Here is an 18,408-nt window from a genome sequence, read left to right on the forward strand (position 1 = left end):
AAAATTTTAGTTGTTTATTTTAAACCTTAAATATAATTTTGTTTAAAATAATTAATGAAATGTGTGGAATTGTATGCTTGTTTGATGCCAAACAGAAAACCGAAATACTAAGGCCGCAGGTCTTGGAAATGTCTAAAAAAATCCGACATCGGGGCCCGGACTGGAGCGGAGTATTTCAAGATGAAAACGTGGTTTTTTCTCACGAAAGGCTTGCCATTGTAGATCCTACTTCAGGAAAGCAGCCGCTATTCTCAAAAGACGGAAAAATAGTCCTGGCCGTAAACGGAGAAATTTATAACCATAGGGAACTGAAAGAAGAGTTTCCGGATTATGAATTCCAGACCCAGTCTGACTGCGAGGTGATCCTCCCCCTTTACCTGAAATACGGAAAGAACTTCATCGAAAAACTGAACGGTATTTTTGCGTTCTCCCTCTATGATACTGAAAGCAACGTTTACCTTATTGCCCGTGACCACATGGGAATCTGCCCGCTTTACCAGGGATGGGACAGGAGCGGAAACTATTATGTAGCCTCAGAGCTCAAGGCGCTGGAAGGCGTCTGCAAAACCATTGAAACCTTCCTTCCCGGGCATTTCGTCTACAGTGAAGACGGCAGCAGCCTTCAGCAGTGGTACAAAAGGGACTGGGAAAGTTTCGATCATGTAAAAGACAATGAAACTGATATTGCAAAAATCAGGAAGGGCCTGGAAGATGCCGTTCACAGACAGCTGATGAGCGATGTCCCTTACGGCGTTTTACTGTCAGGCGGACTGGATTCTTCTGTTATCTCCGCCATCACGGCAAAATTTGCAAGACAGAGAGTGGAAAGCGGCGATACGCAGGAAGCCTGGTACCCGAGACTGCACAGTTTCGCAGTGGGCTTAGTGGGTTCACCGGATCTGGCAGCTGCCCGGAAAGCGGCGGAATTTATCGGATCGGTTCACCATGAAGTCAACTTCACTGTTCAGGAAGGCCTGGATGCTGTCCGTGACGTCATTTATCACCTGGAAACATATGATGTGACAACCGTCAGGGCTTCCACACCTATGTATCTTCTGGCAAGAGTTATTAAATCAATGGGAATAAAAATGGTGCTTTCGGGGGAAGGTGCGGATGAGCTGTTCGGCGGATACCTGTATTTCCATAAAGCTCCGGACGCCAAAGAATTCCATGATGAAACCGTAAGGAAATTGGGAAAACTCCATCTCTATGACTGCCTGAGAGCCAACAAAGCCCTGATGAGCTGGGGAATCGAGGGCCGTGTTCCTTTCCTTGACAAGGAATTTATGGATATTGCGATGACCCTCAACCCGAAAGATAAAATGATCAGCAAGACGGAAGGGAAAATTGAGAAATGGGTACTGAGAAAAGCCTTTGAAGACATCCTTCCCGAATCTATTGTCTGGAGACAGAAAGAGCAGTTCTCGGACGGTGTCGGTTACTCGTGGATCGATACGCTGAAGGAAGTTGCTGAAAAAGAAGTGACCGATGAAATGATGGCCAGTGCAAAGTTCAGGTTTCCTTTAAACACACCTCAGAATAAAGAAGAATACCGGTACAGGACTATTTTTGAGGGACATTTCCCGAGCGAAACAGCGGCAGCAACAGTGCCTTCCGTACCTTCGGTAGCCTGTTCGACACCGATTGCTCTGGAATGGGACGAAGCATTCAGAAATATGAACGACCCGAGCGGAAGAGCGGTAAAAGTACACGAAACATCCTACAGTGAAGAAGGATAATTATAAAGCGGCAACCGCTTGAATCAAGTATTATTTAAAACTTATTTCAGGCCCCGCAACCCGCTCTGTACCAAGAAATTTATCAATCCTGTAGTGATACAGGATTTTCTTTTGAATTAACGTTAATAATATTGTCAGAATTTAACCGTTAATCAAAAATATTATCTAATAAATAATTATATTTGGAAAACGAAAATATCAATTATAAAAAAATGAGAAGAAACATTACTATCTTATTTGCTTTATTATCCATGACTTTTGCTTTCGGACAGGGGAAATTCGGCAAATATCTTAGCTCCAAAAAACTTGCAATGACGTATAAAAGTGTGAAGGATGCTGAGAAAGACGATTTTTATCAGCAGTACTACTGGCTGGTAAAAGCTGAGCAGCTGAAAACCTACCCTCACCTGAAAGACATAAAGCCAAAGGTCTTATATGAATTTGTAAAAAAAGTAAACCCTCAGAACCTGACTAAAAAACTGGACGCAAGAGGAAAAGAGCTGAGAGAAACGGCAGAATTATCCTTAAACCAGTATTTTAAAAATAAAAACCTGGATAACAACTCCGTGCTGATGTACAATCTGGAGACGTATGTTGATCCGTTAAAAGGTGAATATTACACAAAAGTTGACCCGGAAAAGATCAAGGAACTGGTTCCGAAAGAACTGTTCGCCTTCAATTCAGTGAACAGGAATACAGGCGAAGACAAAACCTATTACCTGTGGATCAACAAAGCGAAAGATGATTTCAATATTGTAGACATCATTCCTGAAGAAAAAGAAAACAAATATTTCTATACAAGGCTGAAGCAGTACCTTCCGGGATTCAAGTTTACGAAATATGTACCTTCCGTAAAAAAAGGGACCAAAACGGACAAGACAGATGCAGACTATTACTACATCATGCCGTTTGAACAGAATACGGATAACATCGAATATAAAACGAAAGATTTTAAAGAGTTCGAACTGAGCCAGTACCGAAAAGCCGGCGACGAATGGAAAGGTGTTGAAAAACCGAGAAAATAAAATAAAGTCCTGTGAAAATTCACAGGACTTTATTTTTATACCCATTTCAGGGTTAAAGGAATAAATATTGCTTTTAAAAAACGGTTATCTTATTCCCTGAACTTAAATAAAATCCGGAGCATTGGACCTCCGGTGAAAAGCATATGTCAGAAATAGTTTCATCACCACAACAATCATTACCCCCATCTGATCGGATAAAAAAAATACTCCCGCTGATTCTTGCCACTGCCATTTTCATGCAGATGCTGGATTCTACCATCCTCAACACTTCCCTGCCGTCCATTGCAAGAGACCTGAATGAGTCGCCACTTAACATGCAGAACGCCATTATCAGTTATGTGCTTACCCTGGCGGTTTTTATGCCGGCAAGCGGATTCCTGGCAGACCGTTTCGGGACAAAAAAAGTGTTTATTTTCTCCTTAATCCTTTTCAGCCTCGGGTCTTTGTTTTGTGCCGTATCCCAAAACCTTACCCAGCTGGTGATTGCCCGTGTTATTCAGGGAGTCGGGGGAAGCCTTATGACGCCGGTAGGTAAATTAGCCCTGATCAAGACTTTTGATAAAAATGAACTTTTAAAGGCCATGAACTTCGCCATTATTCCTGCACTGATCGGGCCTGTCTTAGGGCCCCTGGTGGGAGGTTATATGGTAGATTACCTTTCCTGGCACTGGATTTTCCTGATCAATATCCCTATCGGCATCCTGGGAATTGTCCTTGGAGTTAAATTTATGCCTAACTACAAATCTGCCGGTGCAGAATTTGACCTTAAAGGATTCCTTATTTTCGCAGCAGCTTCCCTCCTGCTTTCGATTGCCCTGGAACTCTTCGGGAATATCCAGAACATCACGCCGGTCCTGATCGTTTTCATTCTCGGATTCCTGTTTCTGTACTATTATTACAAACATGCCAAGACGGATGACAGCCCCATATTTCCGTTGAATTTATTTCAGGTAAGGACTTTCAGGGTAGGAATCATCGGAAACCTGGCCACAAGACTGGGGATCAGTTCGGTTCCGTTACTGTTGCCGCTGATGATTCAGATTGCCTATAAACAGTCGGCTGTTACTTCCGGCTGGATTATTGCGCCGATGGCTCTTACCGCCATGTTCGGGAAATCCTATGTGATCAAAATCCTGGACCTGTTCGGTTACCGGCAGACATTAATGGTCAACACCTTTATCATCGGGACATTGATCTGTCTTTTAGCCATTCCGGACATCCATACTTCCCTGTATTGGTTCATCCCGATTATTGCGGTTTTAGGATTCTTCAACTCCATCCAGTTCACTTCAATGAATACCATTTCCATTGCCGATCTCCGGAACTTCCAGACCAGCAGCGGAAACTCACTCATCTCTGTCAACCAGCAGCTTGCCATCGGGTTCGGGATTGCATTCGGGCTTATTGTTTTAAAAATATTTGAAAACACAGACCTTGTCAGGGGTGAAATCCACAATGCGTTCCGGTACACCTTCTTAACAGTAGGAATGTTAACCATCATTTCCGGATTTGTGTTCCGCAGGCTTCACATTTCAGATGGGAAAAACATGAGATCGAAAGAAAATTAGTAAATTACAAACGCTATTTTTTTATTTTCAGGAGCTGTTTCGCGCTTTTACTACTCGCTTTTTTACGCCCTCCTTTTTCCGTTTCTGTAAAAAGAGCTCAGACAGGCCGTTCAATCACGGCTAGGCTGGAGACCGGTAGTTGTTCAAATCACCCATTATATTCTTACAGAGATTTAAAACAATAAACCCAGTATTTTTCAAGCTTAAATAGCCAATTAATCTTCATAGAAATGACATCCTAAAATCTGAATTCCAGACCCTAATTACGGGAATCCGTAAAACAATAACGACGGAGGTTGCTATTTTTGACTGTAAATTAAATCTAAAAACAATATCATGGCTTGGAGTTACAGAAAAAGAATCAAAGTGATACCGGGAGTTCATCTTAATTTCAGTAAAAAGGGAATATCTACCTCAATCGGGATAAAAGGGGCAAGCATTAATTTCAGCGGATCAGGAACTGCAGTGAGCACCAATGTCTCCGGGTTTTCAAACCGTTATAAACTGCATACTAATCCGCCACAACCTGCGCCTGTTCCTGCCTTTACTGTACCGGAAGTTCCTGTAGATGAACCTGATTTTTCTGACGGAAATATTTTCAGTGCAGACATTCATGAAATTACCAGCCAGAATATGCAGGGCATCAAAGAAGCCATTATTCTTGCCCAACAGCAGAAAAATGAATTATCGGCTGACCTCAACAAAATTAAAAAAACGCTTTCGGTAACAAAAACCAAAAAAATACTGAGTTATGTCCTCCTGTACGGGCTGATTAATAAAAAGATCCCGCAGAATTCGGATCGTGATATTAAAGCCCAGGAAAACGCCATCAGCCAGACAAAAGACCTGATTGACAAATGCTATGTTAATCTTGACATTGATTTCGATCCTGAGATCAGGAGAAAGTTTGAAAACCTTTACGAAGCGTTCAGGCAGCTTGCTGCTTCACACAAAATATGGGATATCACCAGTGCTCATTTCCAGGACAGGGTGGCTGCACGTTCTTCCGCCAGCACCGTAGTAAACAGGCGGGAAGTTCATTTCGCCTTAAAATCCCTTCCGTATATACAGTCAGATTACCAGGCACTGTACCTTAAAAATGCCAATGGCCCTGATCTTTATATTTACCCTGCATTCATCGTTATGTACACCAATGAAACCAGCTTTGCCATTATCGGGATCAATGAGGTAAACTTCCAGTGTACGCATACCCGTTTCACAGAAACATCCCCGGTTCCGGCAGACTCTAAAGTTATCGGACAGACGTGGGCTAAGGTTAATAAAAACGGCACCCGCGACAAAAGGTTCAAAAATAATTACCAGATCCCGATTGTCCGGTACGGGCACATCAGGCTAACCACCAGAACAGGGCTTCCGGAAGAATATGAATTAAGCAATTATGAATCAACAGAAAAATTCGGGCAGGCTTTCAAAGAATTCCAGTCTGAATTCAGATAAGATCACCAACATTTATAAAGCAGTCTTCACAGAATAGTGGAGGCTGCTTTTTTATATAAATGCAATACTTACCAAACATCAATGCACCGTACCATAAGCCGCAGTACATTTGCTTAAAGATAAACCAACAGCATGCAAAAAGACCTATTAAGATTCCGTTTAAGTTTTAATTGTTCTTTTTTCTTACTTTTATCACGCAACATCAGTTTCAGAATAAGAACAGCACATTAAAAATAAAACCCTCATTATATGTCAAATATCGGACTCATTATTGAAGAAAAATCAGCAGATATCGGAAACTTCCTGGTAGGCAGACTGCTGCCGTTCCGCGAAAAAAGAGCGGTCGGGCCTTTTGTTTTTATTGATCACATGGGACCTGCCGACCTTAAGGATTATCAGAACCTTGATGTTCCTCCGCATCCGCATATCGGGCTTTCTACCCTGACGTATCTTCTGGAAGGATCTATTTTCCACAGAGACAGCATCGGAAGCGCTATTGAAATCCAGCCCGGTGCCGTTAACTGGATGACTGCCGGAAAAGGCGTGGTGCATTCCGAAAGGACTCCTGAATATCTAAGGCATTCCGATAAAAGGCTCCACGGATTCCAGATCTGGGTAGGCCTTCCGAAACACCTGGAACAGAGTGAACCTTCTTTCCACCATATTGAATCCAGTGAAATCCCGGCTTGGGAAGAAGACGGCATCCGGTATAAATTAATTGCAGGAGAAGCATTCGGGAGAAAATCTCCGGTTCCGGTCCACAGTAAACTGTTTTTTATTGAAATCAAAACCAAAGAAGCCGGAAAGATCAGTATCGGGAAAGACCTGTATGGCGAAGCTGCCATGTATGTGCTGGACGGAACGGTTACTACTGACGGAAATTCTTACGGTTCCAAACAGCTGCTGATTGCCAAAAACACGCAGTTGTGCGAATTCGATATGAGTGAAAACGGCACTGTTTACCTTTTCGGTGGCGAGCCTTTTGATGAAGAGCGCTTTATATTCTGGAATTTCGTAAATTCAGACAGAGAAATGATTGAACAGGCAAAAGTAAACTGGAATGACCAGAATCATGAAGCATTCCCGCTTGTTCCCGGTGACGAAAATGATTATGTACCGCTTCCGAAAGCCATCCTGAACCGCAAACCGTAAGCTTTAATTAAAATAAACGATGAAGATATTAGCATTTGCAGGAAGTACTTCTTCCACATCCATTAATAAGAAACTGGTTAAATTTGTGTTGAAAGATTTTCAGGACGCAGACATCAGCCTGATCGATCTCAATGATTTCGATATGCCTGTTTTTTCCGTAGACCGCGAAAAGAAAGGGTTTCCCGATGAAGCACACCGGTTTTTAAAACATATTGAAGAGTGCGGTGCCATCATCTGTTCCCTGGCAGAGCACAACCGGTCGTATACTGCAGCCTTCAAAAACATTTTCGACTGGGCTTCGAGGATCAACGTAAAAGTTTTCCAGGATAAACCTATGTTCCTGATGTCAACTTCACCGGGCGGTTACGGCGGCGGGAATGTAATGAATACAGCGAAGACATTCTTTCCGCAATTCGGGGCAGATGTTCAGGATACTTTTTCGCTTCCTAAGTTTTACGAAAACTTTGACCTGGAGAGCGGCATCATAAATCCTGAAATGCTGGAAGAGGTTAAGGATAAAATTGCTAATTTTAGAAACCGGATCAAAACCAATCCTGATAAATAATGACAGTAACGGTAAAGGCAAGTTTAGGAAAAGAAAACTACTACACGGAAGTCACCGCAGGCGAAAATACGCTGATCACGGACGAGCCGGTGGATAAAGGCGGAGGCAACAAAGGCTTCAACCCTTTTGAAATCATGGCTACTTCCCTGGCAAGCTGTACGGCGGCCACGTTAAGAATGTACATTGACAGGAAAGGATGGAATATTGAAAAAATAAACATAGAAGTGGAAATGGAACATTTTCCCCTGACGAAAAGGACCATTTTTAAAAGAACAGTCAGCTTTGAAGGCATTAGTCCTGACGACGAACAGATAAAGAGGCTCCGAGCCATTGCCGATGCCTGCCCGGTTCACAAAATACTCACCAACGAAATAGAAATATTAACCAAATTTTCAACATATGATTGAGATACAACACAGCAACGACGAGAAACGCGGAAGCTTTAAAGCCTCCTCAGACGGCAACCCCGCAGGTTTAATGACGTATACCTGGGCCGGAGAAGACCGGTTTATTATTGACCACACTGAAGTGGAAGCAGCGTATAACGGAAAAGGCGTAGGCAAAGAAATGCTGATGGCAGCAGTAGATTTTGCCAGAAAAAACAATAAAGCCATCATCCCGCTCTGCCCGTTTGCAAAAGCAACCTTCCAGAAACATGAGGAACTGCAGGATGTTTTGGTGAACAAGACACAGGCCTGATTCAGATTAACATTAATCCTCACTTTAAAACATAAACCTTCCGGTATAAAGCCGCAAGGTTTTTTCTTTTTCAGCAGAAGAGAAAAAAACTATATTTGCTGAAATTAAATTGAAGAATGAATCCCGGAACTACCCTTTTGCTTTTTGTTTTTATTTATTTCACCGGTCTTTTGGTGATTTCTTATTTCACCAGCCGAAATTCTGATAACCAGTCTTTTTTTATCGGCAATAAAAAAAGCAAGTGGTGGCTGGTTGCCTTCGGGATGATCGGGACCAGCTTAAGCGGCGTAACCTTTATTTCCGTACCCGGAACCGTCGGGAAGATGACCGGAAGCGAATACATTTACGGAGGTTTTGAATATTATATGATGGTGATCGGTTTTTTCATCGGGTATTTTATTGTTGCCGCCATCCTGCTTCCGCTCTATTATAAGATGAACCTTACCTCAATTTATACCTATCTGGGAAAAAGGTTTAATGTGGAAGCGCATAAGATCGGTTCTATCTTTTTTATTATTTCAAGGGCCATCGGTGCCACGGCGAGGCTGTACCTGGTGGTGAATGTTTTACAGATTTTCCTGTTAGAAGGACTTGGTGTTCCGTTCTGGGTGACTGCAGCCGTGCTTTTACTGATGGTTCTTCTGTATACTTTTGAAGGAGGTGTAAAAACGATTGTTATTACCGACACATTACAGACTTCTTTCATGATCATCAGCCTGATTGCCTGTATCGTTTATATTTTATCGAACCTGAACCTGTCGTTTGGAGAGGCCTACACGATTTTAGAACAGAAAAATTATACGCATTTTATCAATTTCGACCCTAATTCCAAAACATTTTTCCTTAAGACCATTTTAGGCGGTATTTTCATTACCATTGCCATGACCGGCCTGGATCAGGAAATGATGCAGAAGAATATTTCTGTTGACAGCCTTGCAAACTCAAAGAAAAACATGCTGACCTTTGCAGGAACGCTGCTATTTGTCAACCTGGCTTTTTTATTTCTGGGAGGCCTGCTGTATCTGTTTGCCCTGCAAAACGGCGCAGAATACGGACAGATCAACGGGGAAACAATGACCAATATTTTCGGCTTTAAAGATGCTGCCGGAAACATTAAAAACATCATGGGAGACGATTTATTCCCGGCACTGTCGCTTCAGGGTTATTTTCCGATGGTGATCTCCGTTATTTTTATCATCGGGCTGATCTCCGCTTTATTCCCTTCCGCGGACGGTGCTTTAACAGCGGTTACCAGTTCCTATTGTGTCGACCTGTTAAACTTAAATGAAGACAAAAACAAAACGGAAAAAGAGAAAAAGCACCTTCGTATGAAAGTGCATCTGACGTTCACCGTTGTTTTCTTCATCCTGATCATGGTTTTCAAAGCGATGAATGACAAATCCATTGTTTACCTCATCATGGAAATTGCAGGCTATACCTACGGACCGCTTTTAGGGCTTTTTGCATTCGGGATTTTCACCAGATTCCAGATCTCAAAAAAATATGCAATTCTTGCCGTTACCCTTTTCGCTCCTCTCCTCACCTATCTGATCAACTTCCTGGTTACAAATTACACGGATTACCGCATAGGTGTTGAACTGATTGTCCTTAACGGGCTGCTTACGTTTATGGGTTTGTGGCTGGTGAAAAACAAACAGTATCTGAAACTGGTTTAAATCAAAAACATTTTAAAATAAGCAATTAATAATCATTATATAAATACAAATGGCTTTTGGCAAAACGATAAAAATATTTCTGATAGATGGAGATCCGAATGGAAGAATGTCCTGTGAATTATCTAACTGGACAGGAAAAGCCTATAAAATTCCGAGGATTAAAATAAAAGATTGTGTAGACAGAAAAGATTTAATGTCAACAGGAATCTATTTACTATTGGGAAAAATGATGATAATAAAGATTTGGTATATATCGGAGAAGCAGAAAATGTTTTTGTCAGACTGAATCAACATTTATCAGCAAAGGATTTCTGGAATGAAGCAATTATTTTTACAAGTAAGGATGAAAATCTTAACAAGGCTCATATTAAATATCTTGAAAATAGGCTTCATGAAATTGCAAAACAAACCAACAGATATCTTTTAGAAAACGGATGCATTCCTACACAGTCATCTATTTCGGAATCTGACCGTGCAGAAATGGAGGAGTTCCTGAATTATGTTTTACTATTAGTGAATACACTTGGGCATAAAGTTTTTGAAGACAAAAGAGAGTTTTCTTCTTCAACAAAATCCAAAGAAATTTTATATATAAATTCTGTAAGAGGATGTGAAGCAATGGGTGAACAGACTTCAGAAGGCTTTTTAGTTTTAAAAGGTTCAAAAGTAGCAGAATCAGTAACTCCTTCATTATCTAATTCATTTAAAAATTTTCGAGATGAGTTACTGAAAAAAGAAATTATCATTAACAATCAATTTACTGAAGATTTTATTTTTTCAAGTCCTTCTTATGCAGCAGCAATAGTGATGGGAAGAAATGCAAATGGACTTACAGAATGGAAAACTTCAGACGGAAGAATTTTGAAAAGTTTAGAAACCATATAATTCAACTTATATTATAAGCAGATCTGATGATCAGTTTTATTGTGATAAATTCCGATCCTACTGATATATTATGAATTACAAAAAATCCGGATTTCCAGTCCGGATTTTACATTTCCGTAAGACGGCAAAAAATTGTAAATTCGCAGGGCAAATAAATCTTATAATAATGGGTAAAAGTATTGAAGAGTTGAAATCTCTTACTACACAAATCAGAAGAGACATTTTAAGAATGGTTCATGCTGTTAATTCCGGCCACCCGGGCGGAAGTTTAGGCTGTACGGAATATTTTACGGCACTATACGGAAAAGTGATGAATTACAACCTTTCTTTTACAATGGAAGGTAAAAATGAAGATCATTTCTATCTTTCCAACGGACATATTTCTCCGGTATTCTATTCTACTCTGGCCAGATTCGGCTTCTTTCCGGTTGACGAACTGAAAACCTTCAGAAAGCTGGATTCCAGACTGCAGGGCCACCCTACCACCCATGAAGGGCTTCCGGGGATAAGAATTGCTTCAGGATCTCTCGGTCAGGGGCTTTCTGTAGCTCTTGGTGTAGCGGAAGGGAAAAAATTAGACGGAGACAACTCTTTGGTATATACGCTGCATGGTGACGGTGAACTGCAGGAAGGACAGGTTTGGGAAGCTCTGATGTACGCTGCCGCTAAAAAGGTAGACAACATTATTTCTACCATAGATTATAACGGACGCCAGATTGACGGTGATACGGATGATGTATTAAGCTTAGGAAACCTTCACGCAAAACTTGAGGCTTTCGGATGGATTGTTCTGGAAGAGAAAAACGGAAACGACCTTGAAGCGGTTATTGCCATGCTGGAAAAAGCAAAAACGGAAACCGGAAAAGGAAAGCCTGTAGTAATTATTCTTCATACAGAAATGGGATTCGGGGTAGATTATATGATGGGATCTCACTCATGGCACGGAAAAGCGCCTAATGACGAGCAACTGGATACGGCATTCAAGCAATTATACTTAGAAGCTCCTGCTGATTATTAATTATACGTAATAAGTAATTGGTAATAAGTAATCTTAATTAATAATTAGAAAAAAATGAAATTTACATATACTGAAAAAAAAGATACCCGTTCAGGATTCGGGGCAGGATTAGCTGAATTGGCAGATAAAAACCCTAATGTTGTTGCACTTTGTGCAGACCTTATCGGTTCTCTGAAAATGGAGAAATTTATTGAGAAAGCACCGGAAAGATTTTACCAGGTAGGAATTGCTGAAGCCAACATGATGGGCCTTGCAGCAGGTTTAAGCATTACGGGTAAAATTCCTTTTACCGGAACTTTTGCCAACTTCTCTACCTCCAGAGTCTATGACCAGATCCGTCAGTCTATTGCTTACTCTAATAAAAATGTAAAAATCTGTGCTTCCCATGCCGGACTTACTTTAGGGGAAGACGGTGCCACGCACCAGGTTCTTGAAGATATCGGTATGATGAAAATGCTTCCGGGCATGACGGTAATCAACCCTTGTGACTACAACCAGACAAAAGCGGCAACATTAGCCATTGCAGATTTTGAAGGCCCTGTTTACCTGAGATTCGGAAGACCGGTAGTTCCTGTTTTCATCCCTGAAGATATGCCTTTCGAAATCGGAAAAGGTATCCTTTTACAGGAAGGAACTGATGTAACGATTGTTGCAACAGGACACCTTGTATGGGAATCTCTTTTGGCTGCCGATGAGCTTGCCAAAGAAGGTATTTCGTGTGAGGTAATCAACATCCACACCATCAAACCTCTGGATGAAGAAATCATCTTGAAATCAGTAGAAAAAACAGGTAAGATTGTAACGGCTGAAGAACACAATTACCTTGGCGGTTTAGGAGAATCCGTTGCCGGAATGCTGGCAAGGAAAAGACCGACCCGACAGGAATTTGTTGCCGTAAACGATACCTTCGGAGAATCTGCAACCCCAGCTGAGCTGATGAAGAAATATAAAATTGATTCTGCTGCTGTACAGGAAGCGGTGAAGAGAATTTTAGAGAAATAGATTTCTTTCTGAAATATAAACTGAAAGCATCCGGACCGGATGCTTTTTTTGTTTGTTCTAAAAAATGAGAATATAAGTTTTCCTGTCAATCGGGTTATTGTACTTTTCAAAAACGCCTTTTACATAGTCGTTCATATCTTTGTAAGAACCGTCTTTCTGGCCGCTGAAGCTATAGTCAAACTGATCACCATAACTATTGTGTAAAGTAAAATTTCTTGCACCTGGCTCTTTTAAAAAATTGGAAATAAATTTTTCAACCTTTTTCTTTTTCACTGCAGTATATTTACCGGCTTGGAAAGAATGGAAATAACTTTCGGATGTATGTCCCGTAAGCTCAACCATTTCAAAACTGTAATCTCCGTCCTCAGAATATACCTTTAATATTAAGCCCGGTAAACCTGAGAATTTGTAGGGTCCTGAAGTAATGGGAACTTCCGGAGCAAATAAAGCAGTCCATTGCCTGCCATCCAGCTCTATTTTAGCTTCCTGAACTTTATAACCGTTAAATTCAGATGTCTTATTATTTATTGTCCAGTCAGTTTTTAAAGCCTCATTGAAAACAAAATAGAGATCATTAAAGTTCCCGTAATATTTACAGCTGTTATTTTCCCGAATAACAGTAAACCTTAAATATGGAGTCTGACCTTCTTTTTTACTGTTTATCGAATCTTTCTTATTTATATAATTATAGAAGATACTTTTAGATTCAGACAGGGTTTCCAAGCGCATGTATTCTGTTTTGAGATCTGTTTTGTCTTTCTGTGGATGAAAACTTACTTTATAAAGCACCTGGTAGTTTTGAGAAAAACCAAAGAAAATCCCGCTAAACAGAAATATAAAAAAAAGCAGATAGTTAATTTTCTTCTTCATTTTCAGTTGTTGAATTTTTCTCTTAATACACCTTTATAATATTCCTTTTTCGGACTGCCAATTTCATAGAAATAGTTATAGTTATTTTTGAAGTAAAACCGCTGACAGCTTTGCGGAAGATATTGTATGATCTTATTCTCTTCTGTATTTTCAATTACAGGATATTCTGGAAAAGTTATATTCAGTTGGCGCGTATAGGGTATTAAATCCCGGATGATATTGTATTGCACCTTGTATTCACAGTGATAATTCGGAATCTCTTTTTTAATATATCTATTATAATAATACAGGATCAGTTCTTTATTTTTAAGATCTAAGGTTTTCTGGCCTGTAAGAACAAGATATATTGAGGCAACCCAATCATTAATTGCATATTCTTCTACACGTTTGTATATTTTATCTTCAGTACCAGCCGGGGATGCATTCAGGTTTTTAATTTTAGTAAGATAATCAGCCAGGACAAACTCGGAAAAACTGATCAGTTGTCGGGTATTGGTATTTTTATTCAGAATATCCTGATAATTAACTACATTTTTATAAAGAATATAATGTTGCTGGTTGATGACCAAATCATGCAATGCAGCTTTATTACCTTTAAACTCAAGGGTTTGATCAATGCTGTTTGAAACATTGATCGTTAATGATTCATTGGGATTAAGTAAAATCGGAATGTCCCTACTTATTATTTTTCGTCCGTTATCAAACTCAATATTCAGAAAGTCAATTTCCTTATCTGTAAGTACTTTTTTTTCTCCCTTATCTAATTTTACGACATGATTTTTATACCTTATTTCCAAAGGATAAAGATGTTTGTTTTCGACAGATATCTGCTGACTGAAAATTTTAAAGAATAAAAACAATAAGAGAATACTGAGTATCCTCTTACTGTATCTGTATGTTTTTTTTAACTTCAATTTAATATCAGCAATTTACAATCCGCATGAAGATCTATAATTATCACATTTTCTCCAACAGTCTGAGGGGCTATTTGCATCAAAATCTCTCGGTGGAAATCCAGTTGGAAAACTTGGTGATGGTCCACAGCCGTGACAGTGACATCCACCTCCACCACCGTAAATTTTTCCACTTTCTCCATTATATTCATCTCCACCATTAACATGTCTCAGTGACTCTCTTGAGAGTTTTTTTAAAGTTTTTCATGATTATTTACTTTAATGTGTTCAAATATAATAACTATTTCTTTTTGTGATAAAATTATTTTATTATACTAAACACCTGATAACCAATCATTTTATTTCATTTTACTCAAATATTATAATCACTTTATCTTATACAATTTATTCTGCTCCCGTACAGGAAGCGGTGAAGAGAATTTTAGCTTAAGAGAAACCCTATACTATAATGAATATAAATCCTCATCAATTGAGGGCTTATTTATTTTTAACTAATGATAATTCAGTTTTCAATTCTCTGTTTTCTTCTTCCAATTTAGAGATATACTTTTTTAAAACCTCTAATGTGTATTGTGAAAGGGCTTTGTAGGGATCATCAGGATCATTTATTTCGGGATTGTTATTTTGAATAACATAAATACCATCATCAGGCTCATAAATTTCTTCAACAGGCACCTTTAATTCTCTTGCTATTTTTTCCCATTCCTTCCTTGAAATCTTTGTAATGCCATTTTCTCTTCTATTGTAGGAAGAAGTATCCATTCCCAACTTAAAGGCCAAATCTTCCTGTGTAATATCCTTCTGCCTGCGTTTTTCTAAAAGTTTCTTCTTTATCACGGCTTTGTGTTTTAATTTCAAATATAGTGAAAATGCTCATTCTTGCAATAAATTTGATCAAAATTGCAAATGATCAAGGAAAATTAATTTCTATTTTTGATTTACAATAAAACTAAATAAATTATACATGAAAAAATTCATTTTTATTACTGCATTACTGTTTATTTCAAGTAATGTATTCGCAGGTTACTCTTCAAATGAAAGAAGAAAATGCCGCTGGTACTCTAACAAATACACTACCACGGCACGTACATTTTCCGGATATCCGGCTATTGATCACGATAGTGACTGTAATACCTCCTTTTCACAGCTTATTAAATACTGTGTATTTCAAAAAGTATCGAGAGGAGTTAATGGATTCTGGCAACAGGGCCAGGTAAGCAGTAACATTTGTTCAAGAGGTGAAGTGATTAATAATTTTGATCAGTTCTTTTTACCTGATACCAATGCTGTAAATAATATTGAAGAGTCTGAATTGACAGCGAGCCCTACAATCTTTGATGACGATACACATGCTATCAGACTTTCAGGGATTTCAGGTAGTATAAAACTAAATAAGAACAATGGCTTTTATTCCAGTATGCGTTTTTCTGTATGGAAACCAAATGATGATTTGGTGAATTCAGTTGAAGACACCACCATGGATGATTCAGAAGTATTACATCAGCTTGAAATTAAAGTAACAGACAACGGAATTTATTTTAACGGCGATTTAGCTACTGAAGAAGTTAAAGAGAAGTTTAAAATCGTAGATGATGGAAAAGATATCTATGTAACCTTCAACGACCTATCTGTGACTGTACCTGTTGACAGAAATATATCCTTAGATGATATGGCTGTACAGATGGATGGTGACGGAGCACCAGATACCGAATCAAACATCGCTAAAATGTCAGCAAAAACAGACACTCTTGTTGATACCAATAACTATAAATTTAATATTCATCCGAATCCAGTAAAGGATTTTATCAACATAGAGTTTTCCGACAATTTATCTACAGGAAATACAGTGATAGAATTATACAATACCAATGGTAGAAAAGTAAAGGAGATCTTTAATGATATTATACATGAGAAAGACATTAAAAGGATCCATACAGATATTTCAGATCTGCCTAAAGGTAATTATTATGTAATGGTTAACTGCAATGGAAGAAAATTGGTTAAACAAATCATTAAAAATTAAAAATTATTTCTCACCAAATGCCTATTTTGCAAGAAATTCCATAAAATGAAAATTAAATGTGTTTCTTTATTACTGTTGCTGATTTCATCTAATCATTTATTTTCACAGTCCGATTATTCCTTAGGAGTATCTTTCGGCTATGGTATGAACATTTACAGAAACAGTAACTCAACAGATAAAAACCATTTCACATTTAAACATCCTTTTACAGCCAATTTAAGTGTCAAATTGATAAAAAATATGGATGAAAACAATAAACTTTTTGCAGAAGTTTTTTACACCAGAAAGAAAATTGAATTTGAGTATAATCTTAATGAACCGGCTATTCCTTTTAAAAACAGGGAAATCATCGGACAATCATATGACTGTATATCATTATATGTAGGCTACCGTAAAGTTATTAGCGGTAATGCTCTTTCAACTTTTATTGATCTGAGTTTCGGAGCGGATTATAATACTAATGTTTTAGTATCGAATAAAGGAAATGGCCAGGCACAAGATGAGTTGGATGGAACAGTTTTCTATGAAAATTATGGAAATACCAATTTGGGAGAAAAAAGTTATACACTCAGTTCTAATATAGGAGCCGGATTAATATTCGGAACAAGAAACCAATATGAGGTAGGAGCATTTTTAAATTTCCCTTTTTATAAGATTCAGGCTGATGTGTCCAGTTATCAGTATATATGGAAATATGAAGATAAACAATATGTGCATCAGCTTAATTACAAAGGTCAAATTTACTACCCAAGTATTAAAGTAACGTACTACATATTTTAAAATATTTCGTTTTCAGAATCTGAAAACGAAATATTTTATCTGAAAAACTTCCACTTCGGGATAATCGCCAGCATCCCGAAACCGGTGAACAGGAAAAGATTGGTTACGTCTGTATAAAGGAAGGTTGAAAGATAATAATTATGCATGAAAAAATGCAGGACCAGAAATGCGGGGAAGGTAAAAATCCCAATTTTCCTGTAAAAAAACATCAGGACCAGGCTTATGGCCATCAGTGCATCAAGGGTAAAAATAATGAAGAAATACCATCTCGGGATATTCAGGTATTCATGCTGCAGGTATTCGTCCAGATCAATCCCGAACCCCATGATTGTAAATAGCATTAAAGCGGCAAATGCCAGGATAAATCCCCATCCTTTTTTCGGATCTTCATCAAAATAGCTGTATTCTTCCATAGGTACAAAAATAAAGAACTTATGAGAAATTTCATAAGTTCTTTTTATATAATTCGTTTAAGGCGTGACGGATTAGATAGAAATCGCGTTGATCAGCCTGTTTTTATCACTTAAGTATTCTTCCATGGAAATCATACTTTCCGTTCTCATGACGTCCTGAATATCATCAATCTGATAGATAATTCTTTTTGCATCATCCGTATTCTTAGCTTTTACTTTACAGAAAATATTGTATTTCCCGGAAATAACGCTGGCTTCGATTACGTTAGGAAGCGTTGAAAGCTCTTTTAAAACCTCCTGTGTGCGGTTTGATTTTGTCAAAAGGATTCCGATGAAAGCCGTAAAGTGATAATCCAGCTTTCCATAATCGATATTAAGAGATGACCCCAAAATAATACCTGCATCCTCCATTTTTTTCACTCTTACGTGAATTGTTCCAGCAGAAACATCCATCTGCTTCGCAATTTCTGTAAACGGCATTCTTGTGTTTTCTACTAAGAAATCAAGAATTTTTTTGTCTATTTCGTCCAGTTGATAGTTCATATTAATTAAATTACAGTTTTCTTAAAAAATCAATGTATTTTTTGCAAATTTAAAAAAAATTATTTAACTAAAAAAATT

General features: G+C 38.6%; 19 protein-coding genes and 1 pseudogene. 14 read left to right on the forward strand and 6 right to left on the reverse strand.

The genetic code is table 11. From position 1 onward, the window contains the following. Nucleotides 1–59: 59 nt before the first annotated feature. From asnB to ASE55_RS17080, 12 genes are all read left to right on the forward strand, one after another. Nucleotides 60–1,739 carry an asparagine synthase B gene (asnB, locus tag ASE55_RS17025; protein WP_056222467.1) on the forward strand — a complete coding sequence of 560 codons (1,680 nt, stop codon included), beginning with the start codon at nt 60–62 and terminating at the stop codon, nt 1,737–1,739. A gap of 212 nt (nt 1,740–1,951) precedes the next feature. Then, a complete protein-coding gene (locus ASE55_RS17030) occupies nt 1,952–2,764 on the forward strand; it encodes a hypothetical protein (protein WP_056222470.1) in 813 nt (270 codons plus the stop codon). A 143-nt stretch (nt 2,765–2,907) separates the two neighbouring features. After that, a complete protein-coding gene (locus ASE55_RS17035; protein WP_056222473.1) occupies nt 2,908–4,332 on the forward strand; it encodes an MFS transporter in 1,425 nt (474 codons plus the stop codon). 336 nt (nt 4,333–4,668) lie between these two features. After that, the gene (locus ASE55_RS17040; protein ID WP_056222475.1) at nt 4,669–5,790 is read left to right on the forward strand and encodes a DUF4236 domain-containing protein; all 1,122 of its coding nucleotides are present in this window, start codon (nt 4,669–4,671) and stop codon (nt 5,788–5,790) included. A 249-nt stretch (nt 5,791–6,039) separates the two neighbouring features. Then, nucleotides 6,040–6,942: a pirin family protein gene (locus ASE55_RS17045; protein ID WP_056222477.1), complete on the forward strand. Its 903-nt coding sequence runs from the start codon at nt 6,040–6,042 to the stop codon at nt 6,940–6,942. 19 nt (nt 6,943–6,961) lie between these two features. Then, nucleotides 6,962–7,507: an NADPH-dependent FMN reductase gene (locus ASE55_RS17050; RefSeq protein WP_056222480.1), complete on the forward strand. Its 546-nt coding sequence runs from the start codon at nt 6,962–6,964 to the stop codon at nt 7,505–7,507. Further along, nucleotides 7,507–7,914: an OsmC family protein gene (locus tag ASE55_RS17055; RefSeq protein WP_056222482.1), complete on the forward strand. Its 408-nt coding sequence runs from the start codon at nt 7,507–7,509 to the stop codon at nt 7,912–7,914. Before ASE55_RS17050 ends, ASE55_RS17055 begins: the two co-directional genes overlap by 1 nt. Continuing rightward, nucleotides 7,907–8,206: a GNAT family N-acetyltransferase gene (locus tag ASE55_RS17060; protein ID WP_185116303.1), complete on the forward strand. Its 300-nt coding sequence runs from the start codon at nt 7,907–7,909 to the stop codon at nt 8,204–8,206. Before ASE55_RS17055 ends, ASE55_RS17060 begins: the two co-directional genes overlap by 8 nt. A gap of 116 nt (nt 8,207–8,322) precedes the next feature. Next, entirely contained in the window at nt 8,323–9,882 is a 1,560-nt protein-coding gene (locus ASE55_RS17065) for a sodium:solute symporter (RefSeq protein ID WP_056222485.1), read from the forward strand. Nucleotides 9,883–10,053: 171 nt separating this feature from the next. After that, nucleotides 10,054–10,767 (forward strand): GIY-YIG nuclease family protein, encoded by a 714-nt coding sequence (locus ASE55_RS17070; protein WP_238585078.1) that lies wholly within the window; start codon nt 10,054–10,056, stop codon nt 10,765–10,767. Between the two features lie 166 nt (nt 10,768–10,933). Continuing rightward, entirely contained in the window at nt 10,934–11,785 is an 852-nt protein-coding gene (locus tag ASE55_RS17075) for a transketolase (protein ID WP_056222488.1), read from the forward strand. A gap of 54 nt (nt 11,786–11,839) precedes the next feature. Next, on the forward strand, nt 11,840–12,787 hold the full coding sequence (locus ASE55_RS17080) for a transketolase family protein (protein WP_056222491.1): 948 nt from the start codon (nt 11,840–11,842) through the stop codon (nt 12,785–12,787). Between the two features lie 57 nt (nt 12,788–12,844). Here ASE55_RS17080 and ASE55_RS17085 read toward each other — a convergent pair whose 3' ends face one another. From ASE55_RS17085 to ASE55_RS17100, 4 genes and pseudogenes are all read right to left on the reverse strand, one after another. Next, nucleotides 12,845–13,657 carry a GLPGLI family protein gene (locus tag ASE55_RS17085; RefSeq protein WP_056222492.1) on the reverse strand — a complete coding sequence of 271 codons (813 nt, stop codon included), beginning with the start codon at nt 13,655–13,657 and terminating at the stop codon, nt 12,845–12,847. A gap of 2 nt (nt 13,658–13,659) precedes the next feature. Continuing rightward, a complete protein-coding gene (locus tag ASE55_RS17090; protein ID WP_128414607.1) occupies nt 13,660–14,454 on the reverse strand; it encodes a hypothetical protein in 795 nt (264 codons plus the stop codon). A 132-nt stretch (nt 14,455–14,586) separates the two neighbouring features. Beyond that, nucleotides 14,587–14,814 (reverse strand): annotated as a pseudogene (locus tag ASE55_RS20975) (bacteriocin-like protein); the annotation flags it as partial. 234 nt (nt 14,815–15,048) lie between these two features. Further along, entirely contained in the window at nt 15,049–15,408 is a 360-nt protein-coding gene (locus ASE55_RS17100; RefSeq protein ID WP_157844665.1) for a helix-turn-helix transcriptional regulator, read from the reverse strand. Nucleotides 15,409–15,535: 127 nt separating this feature from the next. On the opposite strand from ASE55_RS17100, the gene ASE55_RS17105 reads away from it, so the two are divergent. Both ASE55_RS17105 and ASE55_RS17110 read left to right on the forward strand, forming a co-directional pair. Next, nucleotides 15,536–16,594, forward strand: a complete 1,059-nt coding sequence (locus ASE55_RS17105) for a T9SS type A sorting domain-containing protein (protein ID WP_056222503.1) — start codon at nt 15,536–15,538, stop codon at nt 16,592–16,594. Nucleotides 16,595–16,639: 45 nt separating this feature from the next. Next, entirely contained in the window at nt 16,640–17,374 is a 735-nt protein-coding gene (locus ASE55_RS17110) for a hypothetical protein (protein WP_056222504.1), read from the forward strand. A 35-nt stretch (nt 17,375–17,409) separates the two neighbouring features. Here the strand turns inward: ASE55_RS17110 and ASE55_RS17115 are convergent, their stop codons facing one another. Together ASE55_RS17115 and ASE55_RS17120 are read right to left on the reverse strand one after the other, a co-directional pair. Beyond that, entirely contained in the window at nt 17,410–17,787 is a 378-nt protein-coding gene (locus ASE55_RS17115) for a hypothetical protein (protein ID WP_056222507.1), read from the reverse strand. Nucleotides 17,788–17,859: 72 nt separating this feature from the next. Beyond that, on the reverse strand, nt 17,860–18,330 hold the full coding sequence (locus ASE55_RS17120) for an Lrp/AsnC family transcriptional regulator (RefSeq protein ID WP_027386613.1): 471 nt from the start codon (nt 18,328–18,330) through the stop codon (nt 17,860–17,862). Between the last annotated feature and the right edge of the window lie 78 nt (nt 18,331–18,408).

This window comes from Chryseobacterium sp. Leaf201, from assembly GCF_001421435.1.
Lineage (GTDB): Bacteria > Bacteroidota > Bacteroidia > Flavobacteriales > Weeksellaceae > Chryseobacterium.